The organism is Streptomyces sp. NPDC059696 (genome assembly GCF_042733745.1).
In the GTDB taxonomy this organism is placed as follows: Bacteria; Actinomycetota; Actinomycetes; order Streptomycetales; family Streptomycetaceae; genus Streptomyces.
In genome coordinates this window covers 250,266-272,056 of the sequence record NZ_JBHWFG010000001.1, presented here as the reverse complement: position 1 = coordinate 272,056, position 21,791 = coordinate 250,266, and the positions used below count along the sequence as shown (strand labels likewise).

General features: G+C 71.2%; 16 protein-coding genes and 1 pseudogene. 11 read left to right on the top strand and 6 right to left on the bottom strand.

Going from position 1 to position 21,791, the window contains the following annotated elements:
• Positions 1–24: 24 nt before the first annotated feature.
• The 3 genes from ACFV20_RS01230 (at position 25) to ACFV20_RS01220 (ending at position 4,665) form a co-directional block, all read left to right on the top strand.
• Positions 25–1,428, top strand: coding sequence for a class II fumarate hydratase (locus ACFV20_RS01230; protein WP_385650949.1), 1,404 nt, complete (start codon positions 25–27; stop codon positions 1,426–1,428).
• A gap of 83 nt (positions 1,429–1,511) precedes the next feature.
• Positions 1,512–2,204, top strand: a complete 693-nt coding sequence (locus ACFV20_RS01225) for a DUF402 domain-containing protein (protein ID WP_385650946.1) — start codon at positions 1,512–1,514, stop codon at positions 2,202–2,204.
• A gap of 322 nt (positions 2,205–2,526) precedes the next feature.
• Complete coding sequence (locus ACFV20_RS01220) at positions 2,527–4,665, top strand: SpoIIE family protein phosphatase (RefSeq protein ID WP_385650943.1); 2,139 nt, start codon at positions 2,527–2,529, stop codon at positions 4,663–4,665.
• Between the two features lie 71 nt (positions 4,666–4,736).
• Here the strand turns inward: ACFV20_RS01220 and ACFV20_RS01215 are convergent, their stop codons facing one another.
• Entirely contained in the window at positions 4,737–7,031 is a 2,295-nt protein-coding gene (locus tag ACFV20_RS01215) for a transglycosylase domain-containing protein (RefSeq protein WP_385650940.1), read from the bottom strand.
• A 261-nt stretch (positions 7,032–7,292) separates the two neighbouring features.
• On the opposite strand from ACFV20_RS01215, the gene ACFV20_RS01210 reads away from it, so the two are divergent.
• The 5 genes and pseudogenes from ACFV20_RS01210 to ACFV20_RS01190 all read left to right on the top strand — a co-directional run bounded on the left by ACFV20_RS01210 (position 7,293) and on the right by ACFV20_RS01190 (position 12,290).
• Complete coding sequence (locus tag ACFV20_RS01210; protein ID WP_385650939.1) at positions 7,293–8,228, top strand: SPFH domain-containing protein; 936 nt, start codon at positions 7,293–7,295, stop codon at positions 8,226–8,228.
• Positions 8,174–8,470 (top strand): annotated as a pseudogene (locus tag ACFV20_RS01205) (hypothetical protein); the annotation flags it as partial. The gene ACFV20_RS01210 and the pseudogene ACFV20_RS01205, both read left to right, overlap by 55 nt.
• Before the next feature lie 288 nt (positions 8,471–8,758).
• The gene (locus tag ACFV20_RS01200; RefSeq protein WP_361946296.1) at positions 8,759–9,283 is read left to right on the top strand and encodes a PadR family transcriptional regulator; all 525 of its coding nucleotides are present in this window, start codon (positions 8,759–8,761) and stop codon (positions 9,281–9,283) included.
• The gene (locus ACFV20_RS01195) at positions 9,280–9,969 is read left to right on the top strand and encodes an ABC transporter ATP-binding protein (protein ID WP_385650935.1); all 690 of its coding nucleotides are present in this window, start codon (positions 9,280–9,282) and stop codon (positions 9,967–9,969) included. The genes ACFV20_RS01200 and ACFV20_RS01195 overlap by 4 nt, the downstream gene beginning before the upstream one ends.
• Positions 9,966–12,290, top strand: coding sequence for an ABC transporter permease (locus ACFV20_RS01190; RefSeq protein WP_385650932.1), 2,325 nt, complete (start codon positions 9,966–9,968; stop codon positions 12,288–12,290). The genes ACFV20_RS01195 and ACFV20_RS01190 overlap by 4 nt, the downstream gene beginning before the upstream one ends.
• 103 nt (positions 12,291–12,393) lie before the next feature.
• Here the strand turns inward: ACFV20_RS01190 and ACFV20_RS01185 are convergent, their stop codons facing one another.
• Complete coding sequence (locus ACFV20_RS01185) at positions 12,394–13,344, bottom strand: LysR substrate-binding domain-containing protein (protein WP_385650929.1); 951 nt, start codon at positions 13,342–13,344, stop codon at positions 12,394–12,396.
• Between the two features lie 134 nt (positions 13,345–13,478).
• Between ACFV20_RS01185 and ACFV20_RS01180 the strand changes: the two genes are divergently transcribed.
• Both ACFV20_RS01180 and ACFV20_RS01175 read left to right on the top strand, forming a co-directional pair.
• A complete protein-coding gene (locus ACFV20_RS01180; RefSeq protein ID WP_234846702.1) occupies positions 13,479–14,033 on the top strand; it encodes a peroxiredoxin in 555 nt (184 codons plus the stop codon).
• A gap of 6 nt (positions 14,034–14,039) precedes the next feature.
• Positions 14,040–14,573: an alkyl hydroperoxide reductase gene (locus ACFV20_RS01175; protein WP_385650926.1), complete on the top strand. Its 534-nt coding sequence runs from the start codon at positions 14,040–14,042 to the stop codon at positions 14,571–14,573.
• 125 nt (positions 14,574–14,698) lie between these two features.
• Here ACFV20_RS01175 and ACFV20_RS01170 read toward each other — a convergent pair whose 3' ends face one another.
• The 4 genes from ACFV20_RS01170 to ACFV20_RS01155 form a co-directional block, all read right to left on the bottom strand.
• Positions 14,699–16,009 carry an AI-2E family transporter gene (locus tag ACFV20_RS01170; protein ID WP_385650924.1) on the bottom strand — a complete coding sequence of 437 codons (1,311 nt, stop codon included), beginning with the start codon at positions 16,007–16,009 and terminating at the stop codon, positions 14,699–14,701.
• Positions 16,010–16,145: 136 nt separating this feature from the next.
• Entirely contained in the window at positions 16,146–16,856 is a 711-nt protein-coding gene (locus tag ACFV20_RS01165; RefSeq protein ID WP_385650922.1) for a transglycosylase SLT domain-containing protein, read from the bottom strand.
• Positions 16,857–17,257: 401 nt separating this feature from the next.
• Positions 17,258–18,583: a PhoH family protein gene (locus ACFV20_RS01160; RefSeq protein ID WP_385650920.1), complete on the bottom strand. Its 1,326-nt coding sequence runs from the start codon at positions 18,581–18,583 to the stop codon at positions 17,258–17,260.
• Between the two features lie 355 nt (positions 18,584–18,938).
• Complete coding sequence (locus tag ACFV20_RS01155; RefSeq protein ID WP_385650919.1) at positions 18,939–19,712, bottom strand: isoprenyl transferase; 774 nt, start codon at positions 19,710–19,712, stop codon at positions 18,939–18,941.
• An 852-nt stretch (positions 19,713–20,564) separates the two neighbouring features.
• Here ACFV20_RS01155 and ACFV20_RS01150 point away from each other — a divergent pair.
• Positions 20,565–21,743, top strand: a complete 1,179-nt coding sequence (locus ACFV20_RS01150) for a winged helix DNA-binding domain-containing protein (RefSeq protein WP_385650916.1) — start codon at positions 20,565–20,567, stop codon at positions 21,741–21,743.
• The last annotated feature ends 48 nt before the right edge of the window (positions 21,744–21,791 follow it).

The following is a 21,791-nucleotide window of genomic DNA, read 5'->3' as shown; positions in this document are numbered from 1 at the left end:
TGTGACACGTGGAGGTGATCGTCGATGACCGACGAGCAGGACAGGACCGAGTACCGCACCGAGCACGACTCGATGGGCGAGGTGCGGGTGCCCGCGCACGCCAAGTGGCGGGCCCAGACCCAGCGGGCCGTGGAGAACTTCCCCGTCTCAGGGCAGCGCATCGAGCGCGCGCACATCGAGGCGCTGGCCCGGATCAAGGGCGCCGCGGCCAAGGTCAACGCCGAGCTGGGGGTCCTGGACAAGGACATCGCCCAGGCGATCCAGGACGCGGCAGCGGAGGTCGCCGAGGGCAGGTGGGACGAGCACTTCCCGGTCGACGTGTTCCAGACCGGGTCCGGCACCTCGTCCAACATGAACACCAACGAGGTCATCGCCACGCTGGCGAGCGAGCGGCTGGGCCGCGGCGTGCACCCCAACGACCACGTCAACGCCTCCCAGTCGTCCAACGACGTCTTCCCCTCCTCGATCCACATCGCCGCCACCGCCGCCGTGACGCGCGACCTGGTCCCCGCGCTGGAGCACCTCGCCGCCTCCCTGGAGCGCAAGGCCGAGGAGTTCGCCGACGTCGTGAAGTCCGGGCGGACCCACCTGATGGACGCCACGCCCGTGACGCTGGGCCAGGAGTTCGGCGGGTACGCGGCCCAGGTGCGCTACGGGATCGAGCGGCTGGAGGCCTCCCTCCCCCGGCTCGCCGAACTGCCCCTCGGCGGTACGGCCGTCGGCACCGGCATCAACACTCCGCCCGGTTTCTCCGCCGCCGTGATCGAGGAGGTCGCCCGGGTGACGGAGCTGCCCCTCACCGAGGCCCGCAACCACTTCGAGGCCCAGGGCGCCCGGGACGGCATCGTCGAGACCAGCGGGCAGCTGCGGACCATCGCGGTCGGGCTGACGAAGATCGCCAACGATCTGCGCTGGATGTCCTCCGGGCCGCGCACCGGCCTCGCCGAGATCGCCCTGCCCGACCTCCAGCCCGGCTCCTCGATCATGCCGGGCAAGGTGAATCCGGTCGTCCCGGAGGCCGTGCTGATGGTCGCCGCCCAGGTCGTGGGCAACGACGCCACCGTCGCGACCGCCGGCGCCGCCGGGAACTTCGAGCTCAACGTGATGCTGCCGGTCATCGCCAAGAACGTGCTGGAGTCGATCCGGCTCCTGGCGAACGCGACGCGGCTGCTCGCCGACCGGACCGTCGACGGCATCACCGCGAACCGCGAGCGCGCGCGGGAGTACGCCGAGTCCTCCCCCTCCGTCGTCACCCCGCTCAACAAGTACATCGGCTACGAGGAGGCCGCGAAGGTCGCCAAGAAGGCCCTGGCCGAGCGGAGGACGATCCGTCAGGTCGTGCTGGACGGCGGGTACGTGGAGCGTGGGGACCTCACCGCGGAGCAGCTCGACGAGGCGCTCGATGTCCTGCGGATGACGCACCCGTGACAGGGGGGCGCGTCCGTGTGCCCGGCGCGTGAACCGTGACACGCGCCGCAGCGTCGTATGCCTACGGCACCTAATATCTGTTCATGGCAGACGGTGGAGCGATGAGACGCGTGGAAACGGGTGGTGCGGCAGGCTTCTGGGCGCCCGGGAGCCGGATTCTGTGGCGGTACCGGGAGAACGGCGGCACGCAGGTGCACATCGCGCGCCCGGTCACCGTCGTCCGGGACGACGCGGACCTGCTCGCCGTGTGGCTGGCGCCCGGCACGGAGTGTGTGAAGCCCGTGCTCGCCGACGGCACGCCCGTACACCTGGAACCGCTGGAGTCGCGCTACACCAAGCCGCGGACCGTCCAGCGGGACCGGTGGTTCGGCACGGGCGTGCTGAAGCTGGCCCGCCCCGGCGAGCCCTGGTCGGTGTGGCTGTTCTGGGAGCCGGGCTGGCAGTTCAAGAACTGGTACGTGAACCTGGAGGAGCCGCTGGCCCGTTGGGCCGGTGGCGTCGACTCCGTCGACCATTTCCTGGACATCTCCGTCCATCCCGACCGCAGTTGGCACTGGCGCGACGAGGACGAGTTCGCCCAGGCCCGGCGGGACGGGCTGATGGACGACCAACAGGCGGAAAAGGTACGGACGGCGGGAGGGGACGCCGTGGAGGTGATCCGCGCCTGGGGGCCGCCGTTCTCGGAAGGCTGGCAGCACTGGCGCCCGGATCCGTCCTGGACGGTACCGTCACTGCCGGAGGACTGGGACCGCACTCCCGCGCATGTGTCCTCATGAGACCCTTGATGCGCCCCCGGGCAAGAAACGTAGGATCGTCCTCCGCAAGGGCGCGCGGCGGCAACTACCGGAGCACGCGCTGGGCTTGACCGATCGTCACCGAGGGGCGGCAGGACGTGAGCGAGGGGTACGAGGGCAACACCGGCAGGGCCTGCGCCACAGGCCCCCTGGGCCGGCAGCAGGCCCCCTGGGGCCGCGGACGGCCCGCCGGTGGCACAGGAACAACCTCTGACCACGCGGGAATTCCGTTCCTGGGGCAGGTAATCCGGGTATCGGAGTTTCGGCGGGACCCACTGCGCGCGCGGCGCGCAGCCCCGGACGGATGGATGCGACACGCGTGACGGAGCAGCCGACCTCCTTCGAACGCCCCCAGGCGGGCGTCGACCCCGCGGACCCCCGCGGGGCGTTCGCGCATACCCCGGCCCCGGCGCGCGGGCCCGGCGCCTTACCGGTACAGAGCCGCCCAGGCGGCGACGTCAGCGTTCCGGTCACGACGGCACACACCACGCCGGGCACGTCGGAGCCGGGCACCTCCACGCCGTTCGGCAAGGGCAAGGACACCGTGAGCGACCCCGCCTCCGAGCACTCCCAGCCGGGTGCAGAGCAGACCGCCGAGCGCGAGACGCCCCGGCCGCGCCCCGCCCCCGAGGGCATCCCCGTGCAGCCGGCCGACGAGCAGGACCGGCCGGGGGTGAACGCCGACGGGCAGGAGCGCCGCAGCGGCCAGAGCCTGCCGCCCGGCCGCCCCACGCCGATGCGGCGGGACGGCGACCGGCTCCGGTTCGTGGGGGCCGCCACCCGGCGGATCGCCCGCGGCATCGACCTCGACGAGATCGTCATGGGGCTGTGCCGGGCCACCGTGCCCACCTTCTCCGACGCGATCCTGGTCTATCTGCGCGACCCGCTGCCCGTCGGCGACGAGCGGCCCACCGGCCCGCTGGTGCTGCGGCTGCGCCGCACCGACCGGATACCGGCGGAGCGCGACACCGAGAACGGCTTCCTGCCGGCCGCGCAGCCCGAGCCCAATGAACTGGACACGGTCGGCGCCGAGCTGTGCGAGGTCCGGCCCGGCAGCGCCCTCGCCGAGGTGCTGCGCGGGGTACGCCCGGTGTTCACCGACGCTCCCGCGGCCCGCGCCGCACTGCCGGAGCTGCTCGGCGAGGACGGCGAGTTCGCCGTGCCGGACGGGCAGCGCGCGATCCTCGCCCCGCTGCGCGGCCGGCGCCGGGTCATCGGTGCCGCCCTCTTCCTGCGCCGCCCCGAGCGCATCGCGTTCGACCCGGACGACCTGCTGGTGGCCGCCCAGCTCGCCACGCACAGCGCCCTCGGCATCGACAAGGCCGTGCTGTACGGCCGCGAGGCGTACATCGCGGACGAGCTGCAGCGCACCATGCTGCCCGAGACGCTGCCCCGCCCCACGGGCGTACGGCTGGCCTCGCGCTACCTGCCCGCGGCGGAGACGGCCCGGGTGGGCGGCGACTGGTACGACGCGATCCCGCTGCCCGGCAGCCGGGTCGCGCTGGTCGTCGGTGACGTCATGGGCCACTCCATGACGTCGGCCGCCATCATGGGCCAGCTGCGCACCACCGCCCAGACCCTGGCCGGCCTCGACCTGCCGCCGCAGGAGGTCCTGCACCACCTGGACGAACAGGCCCAGCGCCTCGGCGTGGACCGCATGGCGACCTGCCTCTACGCGGTGTACGACCCGGTATCGCACCGCATCACCATCGCCAACGCCGGTCATCCGCCGCCCGTCCTGCTGCACCTGGGCGGCCGTGCCGAGGTGCTGCGCGTGCCCGCCGGTGCCCCCATCGGGGTCGGCGGCGTGGACTTCGAGGCGGTGGAGCTGGACGCGCCCGCCGGTGCGACCCTGCTCCTCTACACCGACGGCCTGGTCGAGTCCCGGTTGCGCGATGTGTGGACCGGTATCGAGCAGCTGCGGGAGAAGCTCGCCGCGGTCGCGCAGCTCACCGGGCCGGACCATCCGCCGCCCCTGGAAGCCCTGTGCGACGAGGTGCTCGACATGCTCGGGCCGGGCGACCGGGACGACGACATCGCGCTGCTCGCCGCCCGCTTCGACGGGATCGCGCCCAGTGACGTGGCGTACTGGTTCCTGGAGCCGGAGGACGCGGCACCGGGCCGGGCCCGCCGGCTGGCCCGGCGTGCCCTGTCGCGCTGGGGTCTGGAGGAGCTCAGCGACTCCGTGGAGCTGCTGGTCAGCGAGGTCGTCACCAACGCCGTCCGGTACGCCTCGCGGCCGGTGACGCTGCGGCTGCTGCGCACGGACGTCCTGCGCTGCGAGGTCGGCGACGACGTGCCGCAGCTGCCGCGGCTGCGGCAGGCCCGCGCCACCGACGAGGGCGGGCGCGGGCTGTATCTGGTGAACCGGCTGGCCCGGCGCTGGGGCGCGACCCGCCTCAGCACCGGCAAGGTGGTCTGGTTCGAGCTCAACCGCGGCTGAGAAGCCTCAGGGACAGGCGAAGGGCGCCCGGTGTGCACCGGGCGCCCTTCGGCGTCTGCTGCCGGTCGTCCCTACTGGTCGTCCTTGCCCGGTCTGATCGGGTCGAACGGGTCGCCGCCGTCGCCCGGTGGTGTCGTCTGCGGGGACGAGGGCGGGGTCTGGGTGGGCGGGGTCGTCGACGGGGAGGCCGGCGGGGACGACGACGGCTTCTCGGTCGTCGGCGGCGGGGACGACGACGGTTCCTTCGTCGTCGGCTCCTCGGTCGGCTCCTTCGTCGGCTCCTGCGTGGGCGTGGGCGTCCAGGTCGGCTGAACGGCCGCGCCCTGCTGGGTGTCGAGGTCGAACTCGCTGACGCCGCCCATCACACCGAAGGTGTACTGCGCCCAGATCCGCGCCGGGAAGTCACCGCCGTTGATCCGGGGTTCGCCGGCCGCCTTGTACATCGCCACCTGGGCGTGCGTCTTGGCGTCCTCGCCGAACAGGCCGACCGAGGTGACCAGCTTCGGGGTGTAGCCGGTGAACCAGGCCGACTTGTTGTTGTCGGACGTACCGGTCTTGCCCGCGACCTGCTGGCCGTCGCGCAGCGGGTTGTTGCGCACGGACGCCTGGGCGGTGCCGTCGTCGACCACGCCGGTCAGCACCGAGGTGACCGAGTCGGCGGCCTGCCGGCTGATGACCTGGTCGCCGACCGGGTCGGGCAGGGTGACGCTCTGGTTGAGGTGCTCCGCCGACTTCAGGACCGCCGGAGTGACCTTCTTGCCGTGGTTGTCCAGGGTCGCGTAGACACCGGCCATCTGCAGGGGGCTGGCGCCCATGCTGCCGAGGGTCTGGGCGGGCACGGCCTCCATGTTCTCGGTGTCCATGCCGAGCTTGCCGGCGACCTTCACCACCTCGGACATGCCGACGTCGACGCCCATCTGCGCGAAGACCGAGTTGACGGACTTGTTCATGGCCGTCTGGACGGAGATCGGGCCGTAGTTGCGGTCGTCCTCGTTCTCGGGGGCGAAGCCCACCTTGGTGCCGTCCTCCACGACCGGGCGCTTGCTCGTGCCGTCGTAGATCGTGTTCGCGGTGATCGGCTTGCCGTCCTGCGTCGTCGCCTGTTCCTCCAGGGCCGCGGCCAGGATGACCGGCTTGAAGGTGGAGGCGGGCTGGTAGTCGGCGCGGGTGGCGTTGTTGGTGTAGTGCTTGAAGTAGTCCTCGCCGCCGTACATCGCGACCACGGCGCCCGTCTTCGGGTTCACCGACGCGGCACCGGCCTGGACGTCTCCGTCCACCTTGCGCTTCTCGGGGTCGAGCTTGCTGGTCAGCTGCTGGCGGACCGACTTCTCCAGCGCTGCCTGCTTCTTCTTGTCGATGTTGAGCGTGAGGGTCCAGCCGCCGGCGTTGACCAGCGCCTCGGCTTCCTTCGCGTCGTCGGCGGTGCCCTCGGCGACGAGCCGCCTCTCGAGGGCCGCGTTGGCCGCGTTGACCAGGTAGCCCTTCTGGCCCTCCATACCCGGGGCGGGCTTGGGCTCCTCCGGCACCGGGAACGTCATGCCGGCCCGCTCGGACGCGCTCAGCCAGCCCTGGTCGACCATGTTGTCGAGGACGTAGTTCCAGCGCGCCTTCACCAGCTTCTTGCCGTCCTTGGAGGCGACGGCCCAGTCGTACTGGCTGGGGGCCTGGAGGAGGGCGGCGAGGTAGGCGCCCTGCGCGACCGTGAGGTCCTCGGCGTCCTTGCGGTAGTAGGCCTGGGCGGCGGCCTGGATGCCGTAGGCGTTGCGCCCGTAGTAGCTGGTGTTGATGTACCCGGCGAGGATGTAGTCCTTGGACTTCTCCCGGTCCAGCTTCAGCGAGATGACCATCTCCTTGAGCTTGCGCGAGACGGTCTGCTCCTGCGTCAGGTAGTAGTTCTTGACGTACTGCTGGGTGATCGTCGAACCGCCCTGCGCGCCGCGGCCCGACAGTGTGTTGAACAGGCCGCGCGCGGTGCCCTTGAAGTCGACACCGGAGTCCTTGAAGAAGGTCTTGTTCTCGGCGGCGACGAAGGTCATCCGGACGCCCTTGGGGACGCGGGACAGATCGACGTTCTCGCGGTTGACCTTGCCGTCGCGGGCCATGATCGAGCCGTCGCTGTACTTGTAGATGTTGCTCTGCCGCTTGGCGTCGGCTTTCCCCTCGGGGATGTCGATCACCATGTACAGCACGATGAAGGCGCCCATGCCCAGCAGGCACACGCCGAGGAAGGTGCCGAGGAGCTTCTTCCAGGTGAAGAGCCTGCGTATGCCGCTCTTCCCCCCGGCCGCGTCCGACGAACGGCGGCGCCCGGGCGCCGCCCGGCGCCCACCGCGCTGTCTGGCGCGTCTCTCTTCCGCTCGTCCCATGGGTCCGATCCGCTCCGCTTCGTTCATGTGTGCTCACGCGTCACACAGGTTCGCCGGTCAGGTCAGCTCAGAAAGCTAACACCGGGAGATATGAGATAGGGCAGCCGATCCGGCCCTTTGCGGACGTGACAATCAGCACCCATCCCAACGGAACCGACGTTCGAGACACCCTCAGGGTTGCCAGGGCGCCAGAAAGTGATATCACTTAGATAGACGGAAGCCAAGCAGCAGCGGCTTCCCAGGAGAAACGGGGGATCACCCATGTCCACGACCGAACCGCAGGTCACGGCCGATGTGCCCGAGATGCCGGCACCCCGGGTGCGGGAGTTCGCCGCCCACAGCATCGGCGGCGGGCTCGCCCTGCTGCTGGGCCTGCTCGGACTGCTGGCCGGTGCCGGGCTGATCGCGGCCGCCACCTCGGTGCACGCGTCCGGCGCGCAGGCAGCGCTGATCATCGGCGGCATCCTGGTCGCGCTCGCGGCGTTCCTCGCCATGTGCGGGCTGAACATGGTGGCGCCGGGTGAGGCCCGGGTCGTCCAGCTCTTCGGCCGCTACCGCGGCACGATCCGGCAGGACGGCCTGCGCTGGGTGAACCCCTTCACCTCGCGCACGAAGATCTCCACCCGCGTGCGCAACCACGAGACCGCCGTGCTCAAGGTCAACGACGCCTACGGCAACCCGATCGAGCTCGCCGCGGTCGTGGTCTGGCGCGTCGAGGACACCGCCCAGGCCACCTTCGAGGTCGACGACTACATCGAGTTCGTCTCCACCCAGACCGAGGCGGCGGTGCGGCACATCGCCATCGAGTACCCCTACGACGCCCACGAGGAGGACGGCCTCTCGCTGCGCGGCAACGCCGAGGAGATCACCGAGAAGCTCGCGGTGGAGCTGCACGCGCGCGTGGAGGCGGCCGGGGTGCAGATCATCGAGTCCCGCTTCACGCACCTCGCCTACGCCCCCGAGATCGCCTCGGCGATGCTCCAGCGGCAGCAGGCCGGAGCGGTGGTCGCGGCGCGGCGGCAGATCGTGGACGGAGCGGTCGGCATGGTCGAGGCCGCGATCGCCCGGATCACCGAGCGGGACATCGTGGAGCTGGACTCCGAGCGGAAGGCGGCGATGGTGTCCAACCTGATGGTGGTGCTGTGCGGGGACCGGGCCGCGCAGCCCGTCCTCAACACCGGGTCCCTCTACCAGTGACGGTCCCTCCCGAGGGCCGGGGCCCGCAGCGCCGGCCGCAGCAGCAGCGCAAGCAGGTGCTGCTGCGGCTGGACCCGGCGGTGTACGAGGCGCTCGCGCGGTGGGCCGGGGACGAGCTCAGGTCGGCCAACGCACAGATCGAGTTCCTGCTGCGCAAGGCGCTGGCGGAGGCGGGACGGCTCCCCCGGGAGACCGGACCACTCCCCCGACGGGGCCGGCCACCCGGCGGCTCGGGCGGACCATCCGGCGGCTCGGGTGGGGCGCCCGGCGGCTCAGGCGGATCACCCGGTGGCTCGGGTGGGGCGCCCGGTGGCTCGGGTGGGGCGCCCGGCGGCTCCGGTGGAGCGCCCGGTGGCTCCGGTGGGGCGCCGAAGAGCTGAACCATCCTCGGGGGGCGTTGTCCGGCCGCGGCGGCGAGGGCTGTTGCGGAACCGTGACAACGGCCCCCACCTGCGCTCCCGCACACCCCGCCATGGACTGCACACCCGGCGTATACATCGTGCGTATACACGACGTGTACAGTCCCAGGCATGTCCATCGGTCACACTCTCCTGGGACTCCTGGAGTCCGGCCCGCGCCACGGTTACGACCTCAAGCGGGCCTTCGACGAGAAGTTCGGTCACGACCGGCCGCTCCACTACGGCCAGGTCTACTCGACGATGTCCCGCCTGCTGAAGAACGGGCTCGTCGAGGTCGACGGCATCGAGGCGGGCGGCGGTCCCGAGCGTAAGCGGTACGCCATCACCGAGGCCGGCATCACCGACGTGGCGCGCTGGCTCGCCACGCCCGAGAAGCCGGAGCCGTACCTCCAGTCGACCCTCTACACCAAGGTCGTCCTGGCGCTGCTCACCCACCGCGACGCCGGTGACATCCTCGACACGCAGCGCTCCGAGCACCTGCGCAGCATGCGGATCCTCACCGACCGCAAGCGCAAGGGCGATCTGGCCGACCAGCTCATCTGCGACCACGCGCTGTTCCACCTGGAGGCGGATCTGCGCTGGCTGGAGCTGACCGCGGCGCGTCTGGACAAGCTCCGTGAGGCGGTGGCCCGATGACGATCCCCGCCGGTTCCCTCCTCACCGCCCAGGACCTGCGCAAGGCCTACGGCCCGACGACCGCGCTCGACGGCGCCGCGTTCTCCATCCATCCCGGCGAGGTCGTCGCCGTGATGGGCCCGTCCGGGTCGGGCAAGTCGACGCTGCTGCACTGTCTCGCCGGGATCGTGATGCCCGACTCGGGCTCGATCACCTACGCCGGGCGTGAGGTGACCGCGATGAGCGACGCCGAGCGCAGCGCGCTGCGGCGCTCGGACTTCGGGTTCGTGTTCCAGTTCGGGCAGCTCGTGCCGGAACTCACCTGCGTGGAGAACGTGGCCCTGCCGCTGCGGCTGAACGGCTCGTCCCGCAAGGAGGCCGAGCGCACCGCGCTGGGGTGGATGGAACGTCTGGAGGTCGACGACCTGCGCAAGAAGCGGCCCGGCGAGGTGTCCGGCGGTCAGGGGCAGCGCGTCGCCGTGGCCCGTTCGCTGGTGACCGGCCCGCGGGTGGTGTTCGCCGACGAACCGACCGGCGCGCTCGACTCGTTCAACGGCGAGCGGGTGATGGAACTGCTCACGGACGCCGCCCGGTCCGCCAACGCGGCCGTGGTGCTCGTCACGCACGAGGCGCGGGTGGCCGCGTACTCCGACCGCGAGATCGTCGTACGGGACGGCAAGTCGCGTGACATGGAGCGCGTCGTATGAGCGTCAGGCAGTGGAGCCGGGACCTCGCCCTGGGGGCCCGGTTCGCCCTCGCCGGCGGACGCGAGGGGTGGACCCGGGCGCTGCTCACCGCCGTCGGTGTCGGACTCGGGGTGGCACTGCTGCTGCTGACCACCGCCATCCCGGGCGCGCTGGCGGAACGCGACCGGCGCGAGAAGGCCCGCAGCGACCACACCATCGGCCAGCAGGAGATCCCGAAGGCCGACGACACGCTGATCGTCGTGGACGCGGACACCACGTTCCGGGACATGGACGTACGCGGCCGGCTGCTGGAGGCGGAGGGCCCGCGCGCTCCGCTGCCGCCCGGGGTGGCGGCGTTCCCGGCGGCGGGCGAGATGGTCGTCTCCCCCGCGCTGAAGGACCTGCTCGCCTCCGACGAGGGCGAGCTGCTGCGGGAGCGGCTGGACTACCGGATCGCGGGGACCATCGGCGAGCAGGGACTGGTCGGCTCCCAGGAACTCGCCTACTTCGCGGGCGGCGAGGGGCTCGCGAAGGTGCTCGAAGGTCCCTCCAGCGGAGCCCGCATCGACCACTTCGGCAACGACGACCTGGGGCCGTCCGACCGCTGGGACCCGGTGCTGCTGCTGCTGGTCCTGGTCGTCTTCGTGGTGCTGCTGATGCCGGTCGCCGTGTTCATCGCCGCCGCGGTGCGCTTCGGCGGGGAGCGGCGTGACCGCCGGCTGGCGGCCCTGCGGCTGGTCGGTTCCGACAGCCGGATGACCCGGCGGATCGCGGCCGGTGAGGCTCTGGCCGGTTCGGTGCTCGGGCTCGTCCTCGGCTTCGGGTTCTTCCTGATCGGACGCCAACTCGCGGCCTCCGCCGAGGTGTTCCGGGTCAGTGTGTTCCCGAGCTATCTGAACCCCTCGCCCGCGCTGGCCGTCCTGGTCGCGCTGGCGGTGCCGGCGGCCGCGGTCGTGGTGACGGTCCTCGCCCTGCGCGGTGTGGTCATCGAGCCGCTCGGCGTGGTGCGCACGGCCAGACCCGCGCGGCGCAGGCTGTGGTGGCGGCTGCTGCTGCCGCTCGGCGGGCTCGCCCTGCTCTTCCCGATGGTCGGGCAGGGCGACGACGGCGGGAACTTCAACCAGTACCTCGTCGTCGGCGGCGTGATGCTGCTGCTGGTCGGTGTCACGGCCCTGCTGCCCTGGGTGGTGGAGACGGTCGTGAGCCGGCTCGGGCCGGGCGGCGTGTCCTGGCAACTGGCCGTACGCCGGCTTCAGTTGAGCAGCGGTGCGGCGGCCCGGATGGTCAACGGCATCGCGGTGGCGGTGGCCGGGGCGATCGCGCTGCAGATGCTGTTCGCCGGGGTGGAGGGCACCTACACCCGCGCGTCGCGGTACGACGTCTCCCGGGCCCAGATGAGCGTGGACGTGCCGGACGGCTCCGACACCGCGGCCGTCGTCGGGAAGTACCGCGACACCGAGGGTGTGCGCAAGGTCACCGCGCTGTCCGACGCCTATCTCGGCGACCGGCGGGGCGAGGCGGAGGTCATCCAGGTCACCCTGGCCGACTGCGCGTCGCTGCGCGAGGTGGCCACGTTCCCCTCCTGCCGCGACGGTGACGTGTTCGCGGTCAAGGGCTCGCAGTACGACAGCGAGAGCGAGCACCTGGCCAAGCCCGGTACGAAGCTGGTGGCCGAGACGGAGGACTCCGGCCGCAAGGTCTCCTGGACCGTGCCGCGCGGGATCCGGCAGGCCATGTCCCGCGAGGATCCCACCGGGTACGACCGCGGCGGCATCCTGATCACGCCCGGTGCGCTGCCCGAGCGGCTCGCACCGTTCATCTCCACCCGGCTGTTCCTGAGCTTGGACCCCTCGGAGCCGGACGCGTACGACCACGTGCGCAACACGGCCGCGCGGCTGGACCGGGCCATCCAGCCGATGACGTGGCACAGCACCGAGAGCAACAGGCACTACGCCGCCATCCGCACCGGCCTGTCCGTGGGCGCCGCCTGTGTGCTGGCGCTGATCGGGGCGAGTCTGCTGGTCTCGCAGCTGGAGCAGCTGCGGGAACGCCGCAAGCTGCTGTCGGCCCTGGTGGCCTTCGGCACCCGCCGCCGCACCCTCGGCCTGTCGGTGCTGTGGCAGACGGCGATCCCCATCGGGCTGGGCCTGTTGCTCGCCGCGTCGGTGGGCATGGCGCTGGGCGCGGTGCTGCTGCGGATGACCAACACGTCGGTCCGGGTGGACTGGCCGAGCGTGCTGTCGATGACCGGCATCGGCGCGGGCGTCGTCCTCGCGGTGACCCTGCTGAGCCTGCCACCGCTGCTGAAGCTGATGCGGCCGGAGGGTCTGCGCACCGAGTAGGACCGGACCCCGCGCGGGCTGTCCGCGCCCCGGGCCGGGCCCGTGCCGGTGTCGGCACGGGCCCGGCCCGGGCGTGGGCGTCAGGCGTGGTGGTCCGTGGGCCTCAGGCGTCGCGGTCCAGGACGCGTACCGGCAGCGGGCGCAGGGCCTCGCGGAGGGCTGCCGCCAGTTCCTCGTACTCCGCGGCGCGCGCGGCCCCCGCCCGCATCGCCAGTGCGATACGGCGGGTCGGGGCCGGGTCGGCGAAGTACCCGGTGAGGAGCTGGTTGCTGCGGGAGGTCTCCACCTTCACGGCGGTGCGCGGCAGCAGCGTCACTCCGAGTCCGCCCGCGACGAGCTGCACCAGGGTGGACAGCCCGGCGGCGGTCGTGGTGACCGGCACGTCGTCGCGGCCGGCCTCCCGGCAGATGTCGAGGGCCTGGTCGCGCAGGCAGTGCCCCTCGTCCAGCAGCAGCAGGTTCAGCTCGCGCAGCGCGTCGCGCGGAATGCCCTCCCACCCGCCGAGCCAGTGGTTGAGCGGCGTGACGAGCACGAAGTCCTCGTCGAACAGGGGCAGTTCGGCCACCCCCGGCACGCCCAGCGGCACCGCGAGCAGCAGCAGATCAAGGCGCCCGCTGGTGAGACCGTCGAGGAGGCTGGCGGTCTGCTCCTCGTGCACCTGGAGGTCGAGCTGCGGATACCGGTCGTGGACGAGCCGCAGCACCGTCGGCAGCAGATAGGGCGCGACCGTCGGGATCACCCCGAGGCGCAGCGCCCCGGTGAAGGGCGCCCGGACCGCCTCGGCCTCCTCCATGAGCGCCCCCATCTCCGCCAGAACCGCCTTGACCCGTACGGCGATCCGCTCCCCCTCGGGCGAGAGCAGCACCTTGCGCGTCGTACGCTCGAGGAGCGTCACTCCGAGTGTCTCCTCCAGGGCCGACACGGCGCCCGAGAGGGCAGGCTGGCTCATGCCGATCGCCGCCGCCGCGTCCCGGAAATGAAGGTGCTCGGCCACCGCCGCGAAGGCCCGGAGCTGGGCGAGACTGGGCTGCCTCCGCTTGCTACCGAAAGTCACTGATAACTACCTCCGATCAACCCGACCGAGTGTAGCTATTTCCGTAATCAATCGAGCCTGTGCCAACATCAACAGAGTCCAACCCATGGGAAACGCCCGCGATCCGGGTGTTTCCTTCGCTGCAAGGAGAGCGTGTGCTCACTGTCGGTGACAAGTTCCCCGAGTTCGACCTGACCGCCTGTGTCTCGCTGGAGAAGGGCAAGGAGTTCCAGCAGATCGACCACAAGACCTACGAGGGTCAGTGGAAGGTCATCTTCGCCTGGCCCAAGGACTTCACCTTCGTGTGCCCGACCGAGATCGCCGCCTTCGGCAAGCTGAACGAGGAGTTCGCGGACCGCGACGCGCAGGTCCTCGGCTTCTCCGGTGACTCCGAGTTCGTCCACCACGCCTGGCGCAAGGACCACGACGACCTGCGTGACCTGCCCTTCCCGATGATGGCCGACTCCAAGCACGAGCTGATGCGCGAGCTGGGCATCGAGGGCGAGGACGGCTTCGCCAAGCGCGCGGTGTTCATCGTGGACCAGAACAACGAGATCCAGTTCTCGATGGTGACCGCGGGTTCGGTCGGCCGTAACCCCAAGGAGGTCCTCCGGGTCCTGGACGCGCTCCAGACGGACGAGCTCTGCCCCTGCAACTGGTCCAAGGGCGACGAGACCCTCGACCCGGTCGCGCTGCTCTCCGGAGAGTGATCTGACATGTCCCTCGACGCACTGAAGTCCGCGATACCGGACTACGCCAAGGACCTGAAGCTGAACCTGGGCTCGGTCATCGGCAACTCCGACCTGCCGGCGCAGCAGCTGTGGGGCACGGTCCTGTCGACGGCGATCGCCTCGCGCTCCCCGATCGTGCTGCGCGAGCTGGAGCCGGAGGCCAAGGCGAACCTGTCGCCGGAGGCCTACACGGCGGCCAAGGCCGCCGCCGCGGTGATGGCGATGAACAACGTCTTCTACCGCACGCGTCACCTGCTGTCGGACCACGAGTACGGCACCCTGCGCGCGGGTCTGCGGATGAACGTCATCGGCAACCCGGGCGTCGACAAGGTCGACTTCGAGCTGTGGTCCTTCGCGGTCTCCGCGATCAACGGCTGCGGCATGTGCCTCGACTCGCACGAGCAGGTGCTGCGCAAGGCGGGCCTGGAACGCGATGTCATCCAGGAGGCGTTCAAGATCGCTTCCGTGATCCAGGCGGTCGGCGTCACGCTGGACGCCGAGGCGGTTCTGGCCGAGTAACCCCGGCTGCCCGCCCCGCACCACAGGGCCCCGCCCACCTGACCGGTGGGCGGGGCCCTGTGGTGTTGTCCTGCCGGGGGTGGTGTTGTCCTGCCGGGGGTGGTGTTGTCCTGCCGGGGGTTCCGCTACTGCGACGGCGCGTCAGGCGTGGGCTCGGCGCTGACCGCCGTGGCCCCGCGTGGCCGGACCGAGTGCCGCAGGGCCGACTTCTGCGAGTAGGACCGCAGATAGCCGACGACCGTGTTCGTCACCGCCACCAGCGGCACGGCGACCACGGCGCCGCCGATCCCGGCGACCATCCCGCCCGCCGCGACCGACAGCACCACGGCCAGCGGATGCACCCGCACCGCCCGTCCGAGGATGAACGGCTGCAGGATGTGCCCCTCGATCTGCTGCACCGCCAGCACCACCACGAGGGTCATGACAGCCGTGAACACGCCCTGGGTGACGAGCGCGACGACCACCGCCAGCGCACCGGACACCACCGCGCCCACCAGCGGGATGAACGCGAACAGGAAGATGAACACCGCCAGCGGCACGGCCATCGGCACATCGAGGAAGTAGATCCCGAGCCCGATGAAGATGGCGTCGATCAGCGCGACGATGACCGTGCCCCGCACGTACGCCGTCAGCGTCCGCCACGCCGCGGGACCGGCCCCGGCCACTCCCGGCCGGGCCGCCGCCGGCACCAGCCTCAGCGTCCACTGCCAGATCCGCTTGCCGTCGTAGAGCAGGAACAGCGTGCAGAAGACGGACAGCAGGATCCCGGTCAGGGCCTCGACGACGACCGTGACGCCCTCGAGCCCGGCGGAGGTGATCTGGTCGGTGTTCGCCCCGACCGCCTCGCGCAGGTTGGTGGCGATCTCGTTGATCTGCTTGTCCGTGACGTGGAAGGGGCTGTTCAGCAGCCAGTTCCGCAACTCGTCGATGCCGTCCTGGATCTGGCCCGAGAGGTCGTCGATGTTCTCCATGACCTGCCAGGTCACGAACCAGCCGATGAGGCCCATGACGACGAAGCCGAGGACGGCCGTCAGCGCGGTGGCCGGCCCGCGCGGCACGCCGTGGCGCCGCAGTCGGGCCACCGTCGGCTGCAGCAGCGCCGTGATGAGCAGGGCGATGACGAAGGAGAGCACCACGAGCTGGACGGCGCTGATGACCCGCATCAGCACCCAGACGGTGCCCGCGAGGACGAGGAGCCGCCAGCCGGCCTCGGCCGCGACCCGTACCCCCCAGGGCACGGCGAGCGCGGGATCGGGGCGGGCGGCGACGTCGGGTGCGTAGTCCGGGGGCGGCGGTACCTGGCCGTCGGCGAGCGTCCGCGCCACGGGGTCGTCGTCCTGCTCCCGTTCGGCTTCGGCGCGGCGTTCGTTGTACCGCTCGCTCATCTCGGTCAGCCCGGCACCGAGCCGGCCGAGCCACCCTGGCACACGCGACATGATCCGTCCTCTTCCCCCGTCTTGGCGCACCACTCCCCCGGGGAGCCGTCCGTCCGACCGTACATGGCGCGAGCCCCGCACCGGACGACGGTGCGGGGCTCGAGCGGAGGAACGGATCGGCCGGGGGCCGGTCGGCTCAGTACCAGTGGTTGGCCTGCCAGAACGACCAGGCCTCACAGGGGCTGCCGTAGCGGTCGTTCATGTAGTTGAGGCCCCACTTGATCTGGGTGGCCGGGTTGGTCCGCCAGTCGGCGCCGACGGACGACATCTTGGAGCCGGGGAGCGCCTGGAACATGCCGTAGGCCCCCGAGGAGGGGTTGACGGCCTTGTAGTTCCAGTCGGACTCGTGGTCCACGATGTTGCTGAAGCACTGGAACTGGCCCGAGGGGACCAGCTGCCGTGCCATCGCCTGGATCTGGGCGATGCTGTACGAGCTGGCGACGGGGAAGTCGGCGATGTCCTTGGAGCGGCTGGCGGCGGCCTTGGCCTCCGCGCGCTCCTTGGCCGCGGCCTCGGCGGCCTTCTTCGCGGCTTCCTGCTTGGCGATGGCCGTCTCGGCGGCGGCCTTGCGGGCGGCCTCCTCGGCGTCCTTCTTCGCGCTCGCGTCCGCCTGGATGGCCTGTGCGTCGGCCTGCTGCGTCAGCGACGCGGTCTGTACCTGGGCCTGCTGGCCCGCGGGGATGTCCGCGAGCAGCGTGGCGCCGGTTGCCGTCGCTTCCGCGTCGTTGTTCTGCGCGGTGCTGCCCGAGGCAACGCCGACGACGCTTCCGACAGCGGTGACCGCCGTGGCCGAAGCCACTGCGAATCCCCGGACCGAGATCCGGCTCACACGGTTTCCTTCCAGCATCGCCCGCTTCGGTGACCCTCGCGGACGCAATCGTGCCCCTGGCACTGGCCTCCCCAACTGCGGGGTCACGGGAGGCGCGGGCCCGGTGGGCAACTCCCCCGGGGGGAGCGCCGCGTGTTGCTCGGGCGGCATACGACATCGCTATGCAGTTGGCGCTGTTGCTTTTGTGGTGCCGTACCGCTGGGGGTACAGCTGTGTCGTATGCGGGGCCTGACAGGAGTGAGACTCTGCCGTAACCCGACGGGGCAAGGCAATTCCACGTTGCGTGTGAAAGCTCACATCCCGTTTGACGCAGGAAATTCCACGGAACGGCCACACGCGAAGGCGCCGCCCGGCTAGGCTCTTGGCCTTTTCCGGACGGCGCCAACTATCGCATAACCGCTACTACTTACTGCGGCCGGTCAGATCTGCCCGTCTTCGAGCATTTCGGTCACAAGCGCGGCGATCTGGGACCTCTCGGACCGAGTCAGGGTCACATGCGCGAAGAGCGGATGCCCCTTCAGCTTCTCGACCACGGCGACGACACCGTCGTACCGGCCGACCCTGAGGTTGTCCCGCTGGGCCACGTCATGGGTGAGAACCACCCGTGAATTGGAGCCGATCCGGGACAGAACGGTGAGAAGGACGTTCCTCTCCAGCGACTGGGCCTCGTCCACGATCACGAACGCGTCGTGCAGCGAGCGTCCGCGGATGTGGGTGAGCGGCAGGACCTCCAGCATCCCGCGCGCGGTCACCTCCTCGATGACCTCCCGGGACGTGACCGCCGACAGCGTGTCGAACACGGCCTGCGCCCAGGGGCTCATCTTCTCCGCCTCGGAGCCCGGCAGATAGCCCAGCTCCTGGCCGCCCACCGCGTACAGCGGACGGAAGACCATCACCTTCTGGTGCTGACGGCGCTCCAGCACCGCCTCCAGACCGGCACACAGCGCCAGCGCCGACTTGCCGGTGCCGGCCCGGCCGCCCATGGACACGATCCCGACGTCCGGGTCGAGCAGCAGGTCGAGTGCGATCCGCTGCTCGGCGCTGCGGCCCTTGATGCCGAACGCCTCCCGATCCCCGCGCACGACGCGGATGTTGCCCTCGGGCGTGACCCGTCCGAGCGCCTTGCCGCGCTCCGACTGGATGGTCAGGCCCGTGTGCACCGGGAGTCCGGCGGCCTCGGGGACGTAGACATGGCCTTCCTCGAAGAGGATGTCCACCTGCTCGCCCGGCAGGGTCAGTTCGGACATTCCGGTCCAGCCGGAGGAGTCCGTGATGGCGAGTTCCGCGCGGTACTCCTCGGCGAGGAGCCCGACGGAGGACGCCTTGATCCTGAGCGGGAGGTCCTTCGACACGACGGTGACGTCGAGTCCCTCGGCCTGCAGGTTGCGGGCGACCGCGAGGATGCGGGAGTCGTTGTCCCCCAGGCGGTAGCCGCTGGGCAGCACGCTGGGGTCCGAGTGATTGAGCTCGACACGAACGGTCCCGCCCAGGTCCCCCGTGGGGAGGGGGGCGTCGAGGCGACCGTGCCGGACCCGCAGCTCGTCGAGCAGGCGCAGGGCCTGCCGGGCGAAGTAGCCGAGTTCGGGATGGTGCCGCTTCGCCTCCAGCTCCGTGACCACGACGATGGGGAGCACGACCTCGTGCTCGTCGAAGCGGTTCAGGGCGTTCGGGTCGGCCAGCAGGACGCTGGTGTCGAGAACATAGGTGCGCCGGTCGGGCTTGTGGCGCTTTGTGCTGGTCACCACGGAAGGACGTACCCCCTCGGATGAGGTCGGGGAGCGACGGTATGGAGCTGGACCGGTCGTCGGCCGCCCTGCGCGGGCCGAAAACCGGCCCTCCGCCTCTTCGTCCGTGCTGTGACCGCACGATCGGGCTGGTGCAAAGGGCCTCCCGGGCGGACGGCCCCGTGCCGTCCGCTGAGATCCGACACCCGTGGTTCGGGCGTCGACCTGACTGGGTTATGCCCTCGAACGAGCGTCGCCATGCCACGGCATATGACGGCGCGCCGGTGAACTCGGCGTGACCGGTCCCCCTCGAACGGGTACCGGGAGGTGGTGTGACGTGGGACGTCCCGTATTCGCGCGCGTCGCGGCGGGTACGTCAGCCGCCGTAGCGCCGGTGGCGGGCCGCGTAGTCGCGCATGGCCCGCAGGAAGTCCACCTTGCGGAACGCCGGCCAGAACACGTCACAGAAGTAGTACTCCGAATGCGCGGTCTGCCAGAGCATGAAACCGGACAGCCGCTGCTCGCCGCTGGTGCGGATGACCAGGTCGGGGTCGGGCTGGTCGCTGGTGTAGAGGTGACGCCCGATCATGTCGGTGTCGACGGCCTCCGCGAGGGCCTCCAGCGAGGTTCCCTTGTCCTGGGCGTCGAGCAGCATCGACCGCACCGCGTCGGCGATCTCCTGGCGGCCGCCGTAGCCGATGGCGACGTTGACCACTATGCCGTCGACGTGCGCGGTGGCCTCCTCGGCTTCCTTGAGGATCGTCTGCAGGCCCGAGGGCAGCAAGTCGGGCGTGCCGACGTGGTGCACGCGCCAGCGGCCGTCGGCGGCCAGGGTGCGGACGACGTCCTCGATGATGCCGAGCAGGGGGACGAGTTCCTCGCGCGGGCGGTCGAAGTTGTCCGTGGACAGGAGCCAAAGGGTGACGACCTCGACGTCGGTCTCGGTGCACCAGCCGAGGAACTCCTCGATCTTCCCGGCACCGGCCCGGTGGCCGTCGACGGTGCTGGAACCGGCGGCCTTCGCCCAGCGCCGGTTGCCGTCCATGATGACGCCGATGTGCTTGGGCACCTGAGCGTGGTCCAGGTGACCTTCCACCCGGCGTGCGTACAGCCTGACCAGCAGGCCGCGCAGCTTGTCGCGCAGGTTCACGTGATTGTCAGCCCCTCCGTACGGATCGGACAGGCCGCGGCGTGCGGCCCGGTCGTGGCCGCGGGCGGTCCCTGCCCGTGTGGCAGTCCCCGGAGGCGAAGCCTACCCTCGCCGCGGCCCCGGGCCGCCCACGGGGACGGAACGAGCGGTTCCGGCCGGTGGTTCGAGCCGCTCGGTGGACCATGAAAAACGGGCCGGTCCGTGGGGGGGAGACGGACCGGCCCGAGGGGGGGTTTCCACCATAACCCTTCGTGAGTGATGCCGCGCGCATCGGCGTGCCACAACTACTCTCCGGAGCCGCCCGGCGACGCGGCGATGCTCGCGGAGTCCCTGATTCAGGGCCCGCTTCTGGCCGAAACATGGGCCATACGCTGGGGATTCAGGCGTCCGGGGGCTGAGCGCCGGCGGATTTGCCGCACCTTGGGGCCCGCTCGGGCGACTTGTCCCGACATCCCCCCGACGGGTGACGCGGCTGTGAACGCCCGCTTGACCGGAACCACCGCCGGACGGGGGCCGGGGCGGCCCGGACCGTCGGGGCACGGATGTTTGCCGACCGATATGGCCGCCGCACGGCTCGATGAAGATCCCCCAGGCACCGCGCAGCCCCCTCCACTGCGCGGTACCGCCCGCGCAGCTTTGCTCACGCGAATTACCCTGCTCGAATTTACGTGAGCGGCCGCTCGGAAGCGAGCCGCGGCCGATAACGATGTGAAAACCCTCGTCGGATGATGCGGAAGTGCGGTGTGTGAAGGGAGCGACCCGCGAGCCCCCCGGGTGAGGTGAAGCGCCAGGGGCCGTGCCCGGGGCTCATAGAGGACCGTTTCTGTCCTCATTGAGTCCTAGCCTCGCCTCATGACGACGACCCTGAGGATCACGTGGGACGCGGCGAGCGCACGCCGGGCGGAGCGGCAGTTCCTGGCCAGGCCGGCCGCGGCCGGTACGCCGGTCGCCGAGGTGGTCGCCGCGATGCTGGGCGCGCACGCGCAGGTGCTCTCCGCGGCGGAGCTGTCGGTCGGGATGCGGATGCACGGGGCGACGCGGGCGGACGTACGGGCCGCGCTGTGGGACGACCGGTCCCTGATCAAGACGTACGGCCCGCGCGGCACGGTCCACCTCCTCCCGGCCCGTGAACTGCCCCTCTTCTCGGCGGCGCTGACCGCGGTACCCACCGGACCGAGCCCGTTCCCGCCCGGCGCACGGCTCACCGAGGAGCAGACCGCCCGGATCGTGGCGGCGATCGGTGAGGCGCTCGACGGCAGGTGCCTGACCGTCGACGAACTGTCCGAGGAGGTCGTCGCCCGCACCGGCCCGTGGGCCGGCGACCGGGTGATGCCGGCCTTCCAGGACCTGTGGCCGCGCTGGCGCCAGGTGATGCACCGGGCCGGCTGGGCGGGCACGCTGTGCTTCGGCCCGAACCGCGGCCGCAAGGTGACGTACACGCAGCCGGTGCCGGGGGACGCTGGGGCGGAGGCCGGTGCGGGGGCGGCGGCGGAGAGCCCGACGGCCGCTTTCGTCCTGCGCCATCTGTACGCGTACGGTCCGGCGACGCCGCAGCACTTCGCGCGCTGGCTGGCGGCGCCCACCGGCTGGGCGACGGCCCTGTTCGGCGAACTGGCCGCCGAAGGGCGTATCGAGGAGGTCGACTTCGAGGGGACACCGGCATGGGTGGCGGCGGGTGACACCGACTTCCCGTCCGGCCCGGTGCGGGGTGTGCGGCTGCTCCCCTACTTCGACGCGTACGTCATCGCGGGGCAGCCCCGCGAGCGGCTGTTCCCCGGAAAGGCGTACCAGCGCGCCCTCGGGGGCGGCCAGGCGGGCAACTACCCGGTGCTGCTCGTCGACGGTGTGGTGGCGGGGGTGTGGCACCAGCGGCGCCGGGGCCGTCGTACGACCGTCACGGTCGAGCCGCTCGTGCGGCTGACCGCGCGGCAGCACCGGGAACTGGGCGAGCAGGTGGAGCGGGTGGGCGAGGTGCTGGAGGCGACGCCCGAACTGGTGGTGGGAGAGGTGACGGTGGGCCCGCACGCGTGAGGCGCCGGGCGGGCTTCCGCGGGTGTGGGTGTCAGGCGGGCTCGCGCG

Coding starts and splice junctions, on each gene's coding strand:
- ACFV20_RS01195 (WP_385650935.1), top strand. CDS start 9,280: ATGACGATCCCCGCCGGTTCCCTCCTCACCGCCCAGGACCTGCGCAAG.
- ACFV20_RS01230 (WP_385650949.1), top strand. CDS start 25: ATGACCGACGAGCAGGACAGGACCGAGTACCGCACCGAGCACGACTCG.
- ACFV20_RS01175 (WP_385650926.1), top strand. CDS start 14,040: ATGTCCCTCGACGCACTGAAGTCCGCGATACCGGACTACGCCAAGGAC.
- ACFV20_RS01200 (WP_361946296.1), top strand. CDS start 8,759: ATGTCCATCGGTCACACTCTCCTGGGACTCCTGGAGTCCGGCCCGCGC.
- ACFV20_RS01215 (WP_385650940.1), bottom strand. CDS start 7,031: ATGGGACGAGCGGAAGAGAGACGCGCCAGACAGCGCGGTGGGCGCCGG.
- ACFV20_RS01190 (WP_385650932.1), top strand. CDS start 9,966: ATGAGCGTCAGGCAGTGGAGCCGGGACCTCGCCCTGGGGGCCCGGTTC.
- ACFV20_RS01150 (WP_385650916.1), top strand. CDS start 20,565: ATGACGACGACCCTGAGGATCACGTGGGACGCGGCGAGCGCACGCCGG.
- ACFV20_RS01210 (WP_385650939.1), top strand. CDS start 7,293: ATGTCCACGACCGAACCGCAGGTCACGGCCGATGTGCCCGAGATGCCG.
- ACFV20_RS01220 (WP_385650943.1), top strand. CDS start 2,527: ATGGATGCGACACGCGTGACGGAGCAGCCGACCTCCTTCGAACGCCCC.
- ACFV20_RS01165 (WP_385650922.1), bottom strand. CDS start 16,856: ATGCTGGAAGGAAACCGTGTGAGCCGGATCTCGGTCCGGGGATTCGCA.
- ACFV20_RS01225 (WP_385650946.1), top strand. CDS start 1,512: ATGGCAGACGGTGGAGCGATGAGACGCGTGGAAACGGGTGGTGCGGCA.
- ACFV20_RS01170 (WP_385650924.1), bottom strand. CDS start 16,009: ATGTCGCGTGTGCCAGGGTGGCTCGGCCGGCTCGGTGCCGGGCTGACC.